The following is a 3,407-nucleotide window of genomic DNA, read 5'->3' on the forward strand; positions in this document are numbered from 1 at the left end:
GCCATACATCATGCTGTAATAGGCGCCGAGATCGCTGCCGCCGGTCTTGTGCGCCTGCGAGGCGGTGCGCCACTCCAGAAGGTTCTGGCGGCTGACGAAGAGCCGGTAAAGAGTGCGGACGATGGCATCGCCCATCATCCAGGCAAGGTGCGCCATCAAAAGCACCTTCAGCGCCACCAGCGCGGTGCCGAACACAGTGTCGCGCGCCAGCGCCGAGAAATGGCCGCGCGGCGTCTGGTCGCCGCTCTTCGGCAGGATGCCGTTGACGATGTCGAAAGTCGGGGCCATGAACAGGCTGAGGATCATCAGCGCCTGCCACTGCGCGGCCTGCGTGAACGGCAGCAGCGTCCAGCCGGCGATACAGGCCATCACCCAGAAGATCGGGGTCACCGAGCGGCGGAGGTTATCGACCATCTTCCAGCGCGACAGTGCCGGAACGCCAGAGCGCGGATCGAACATGAAGCCGAGCAATTGCCAGTCGCCGCGCGCCCAGCGGTGGTGGCGTGAGGCGTCGACCGAGTAGCGGGTCGGATAGTCCTCGACCAGTTCGACATCGGTGACGAGCGCGGCGCGCGCCAGGGCGCCTTCGAGCAAATCGTGGCTGAGGATGGTGTTTTCCTCGATGCGGCCCTTCAGCGCCGTTTCGAAGGCGTCGATATGGTAGAGGCCCTTGCCGGTGAAAGTGCCGTCGCCGAAGACGTCCTGATAGACGTCGGACACGGCAAAGACGTACGGGTCGAGACCGCGATTGGCCGAGAAGACGCGCTGGAAGAAGGAGGCATCGTCGCCGCTGGTGAGCGAGGCGGTGATGCGCGGCTGCAGGATGGCGTAGCCGGCTGTGACGACGCGCTTTGCCGGATCGAAATGCGGACGGTTGAGCGGATGCGCGAGCTTGCCGACAAGGCTCGAGACGGCGTCGCGGGTGGTGCGCGTATCGGCGTCGAGCGTCATCACATAGGTGACTTTGTCCGGCAGCGGCACATCGAGCGGCAGGAAGGTGGTATCGCTGTCGCCGCGCAGCAGAAGGTTGAGCTCGTGCAGCTTGCCGCGCTTGCGTTCCCAGCCCATCCAGCAGCCCTGGGCCTGATTGTAGAGCCGGCGGCGATGCAGAAGATAGAAGCGCGGAGCACCTTCCGACGGATAGCGGGCGTTCAGCCTGGCGATCTCGTCGCGGGCATATTGCAGGATCTCGATGTCGGCTGCGTCGATCTCAGTCTTGGAATCAGGCCAGTCGGACAAAAGCGCGAAATGGATCTCTTCTGCCGTGTTGGCGAGATGATGCACCTCGATGTTGCGGATGTTTTCCTCGACGTCGTCGCGCGACCCGATGAGCGAAGGCACGACGACCAGCGTGCGCGCTGAGGCGGGGATGCCGTGCTTATAGTCATAGCCGACTAGCCGCGTCGGCTTGAGGAAGAGCGCCACGACGGTGTTGAAGAAGGCCAACGCGCCTTCGCTTGCCGGCACCGCGAACAAAGCCAGCATCAGCGTGATCGCCCCCGCCGAGAGGCCGAGATTGGCAAGCGCGTTGCCGGACAGCACAAGCAGGAGCACCGTCAGCAGGAAGACCGGCACGACGATGCCGAGCCAGCCGGTGGCGGCAAAGGCGCGCTTGAAAGTCACATAGAAGGGAGCCCGATAGCCGATCGCCTGTTCCAGCTCCGGCCGGCGCGGCCCGACCAGGAAGAAGCCGACATCGGTATGCACGGAGGGGTCGGCAGTTTCCGGCACGCCGGACGCATCGGTGACCCCAGGCATGTGGCCTGCAAGCTCGATCGCCGTTTCGGCGACGCGGAATTCGGAAAGGTCGGAGCGGCGCGCAAGCTGCTCGATCGCGGTGCGATACTGATCGCGCGAGAAGAAATCGAGCGCGGCGAAATCGGTCTTCTCGCGCAGCAGCGTGTCGATGCGGCTGACGCCCTCGAACCAGACCGTCCAGTCGACGTCGTTGATGAGGCGCAGGCCGCGGATGATGTTGCCGGTGGTGACGTTGCCGCTGGACAGCGTCTGATGCTCGGAGATGATGATCTCCTCGGCGTCGGAGCCGGTCTTCTCGAGCTCGCCCTCCAGCCATTCCAGCGCGCGGCCGGCGTTCTGCGAACCGTCACGCAGGCGATAAAGGAGCTGGGTGGCGAAAGTGGTATCCTGCGCATGCGCGGCGTAGCTCGACAGGATCCTGGTCCGGTCGGCATTGTCGTCGGTCGCCAGCACCCGGTCGGCGACCTCGTTGGCGATCTGGCGCATCTCTCTCGTACGGTTGACGCGCACTGCGATGCGTCGGAGGTTTTCGATCAGCACGAACCGCAGCAGCGACGGCAGCGCCCAGAGCTCGCCGATCTTCAGCGGCTCGACCGATTGAAAGCCCTCGACGATGGCCTTGAACATGGTCGCCGAGACGGCGCTGTCGGAATGCTCGACATAGCTCCAGGCGACGACGAAGGCGCGCGGCAACGCCGTGCCGCCCGCAAGCTTGAGCGTCGGCAACTGGCGGTAGAAACGGCGCGGCAGATCGCGCTTGACCTGAAATATGGTCTCTTCGACCAGGTAGTTGTTGTCGAGCAGCCATTGCGCCGCGGGCGTGATCGTCTCGCCCTTGGCCTGGGCGGCGTTGGTCGAACGGTAGACTTCGAGAATCTTCTTGGCGCTATCGCGGATGCGGGCCTGGAATTCGAACGGCGAAAGCCCGAACAGGTCCCTGACATCGCCCTTGGCGAGTGCTGCGCCCAGCGCGCGCAGCCGGTCTTCCGGCAGGAAATTGGAGCGTATCGGCGCTTCCGTGACGGTCGGGAAGCCGGCACTAGTTTGTTCGATCTTGGCGGGATTCGTCTGGATGTTCATTGATTATTCCGTAAGGCGGGGCGCGATGCGGCGTCACCGCCACGGCAATGGCCCTAAAACCGGTTCAAATGCAATCTGTTGCATGGCAGGTTCGGCCGAAAGTTTGTTTGCGCTCCATGACAGGGGCGTCCCCTTTCGACAACTCAAGGGCGAACGCCCCTCGCTTCCCGCCCCGGGTCCGATCAGGGAAAGGATTCAGGCTTTTTCGTGATACATGCAAGGGGCCAGGCGATATTTCGCCCGCGCCGCGATCATGTTTGGCAACAGCCGTTAACCATTGGCGGCGGTGACGCGCAGGCGGATCACAAAAATCAGCTCATGCCCTTCAGGCTGGAGGCGCAGTTTCTGGCTCTGCTGATCGAGGACGAGCGCATCAAGCGGTCCGAGGCTGGCAGCGGTGTCCGTGAGGACTGTGACGCCACCGCCAACCGGCAAGATAATCGTCGTGCCGTCGGTCGACCTTATCTCGACTTCACCCGAAACAGGCAAGCGCTCGACCGTATGGCTGATGCAGCCGCGGCGGCTCATGACGTTGAGATCGGTGATCGGGCCGCCAATCAACGTGGCGC

General features: G+C 63.7%; 1 protein-coding gene and 1 pseudogene. Both read right to left on the reverse strand.

What is annotated here, in order from left to right; genetic code table 11:
* A pseudogene (locus EOA60_RS24780) lies at window positions 1-2,838 on the reverse strand (protein ndvB); the annotation flags it as partial.
* 270 nt (window positions 2,839-3,108) lie between these two features.
* Window positions 3,109-3,407: HutD family protein (locus EOA60_RS24785; RefSeq protein ID WP_164899511.1), on the reverse strand; the 299-nt coding region annotated here is incomplete at its 5' end.

The organism is Mesorhizobium sp. M1A.F.Ca.IN.020.06.1.1, assembly GCF_004023265.1.
GTDB lineage: Bacteria > Pseudomonadota > Alphaproteobacteria > Rhizobiales > Rhizobiaceae > Mesorhizobium.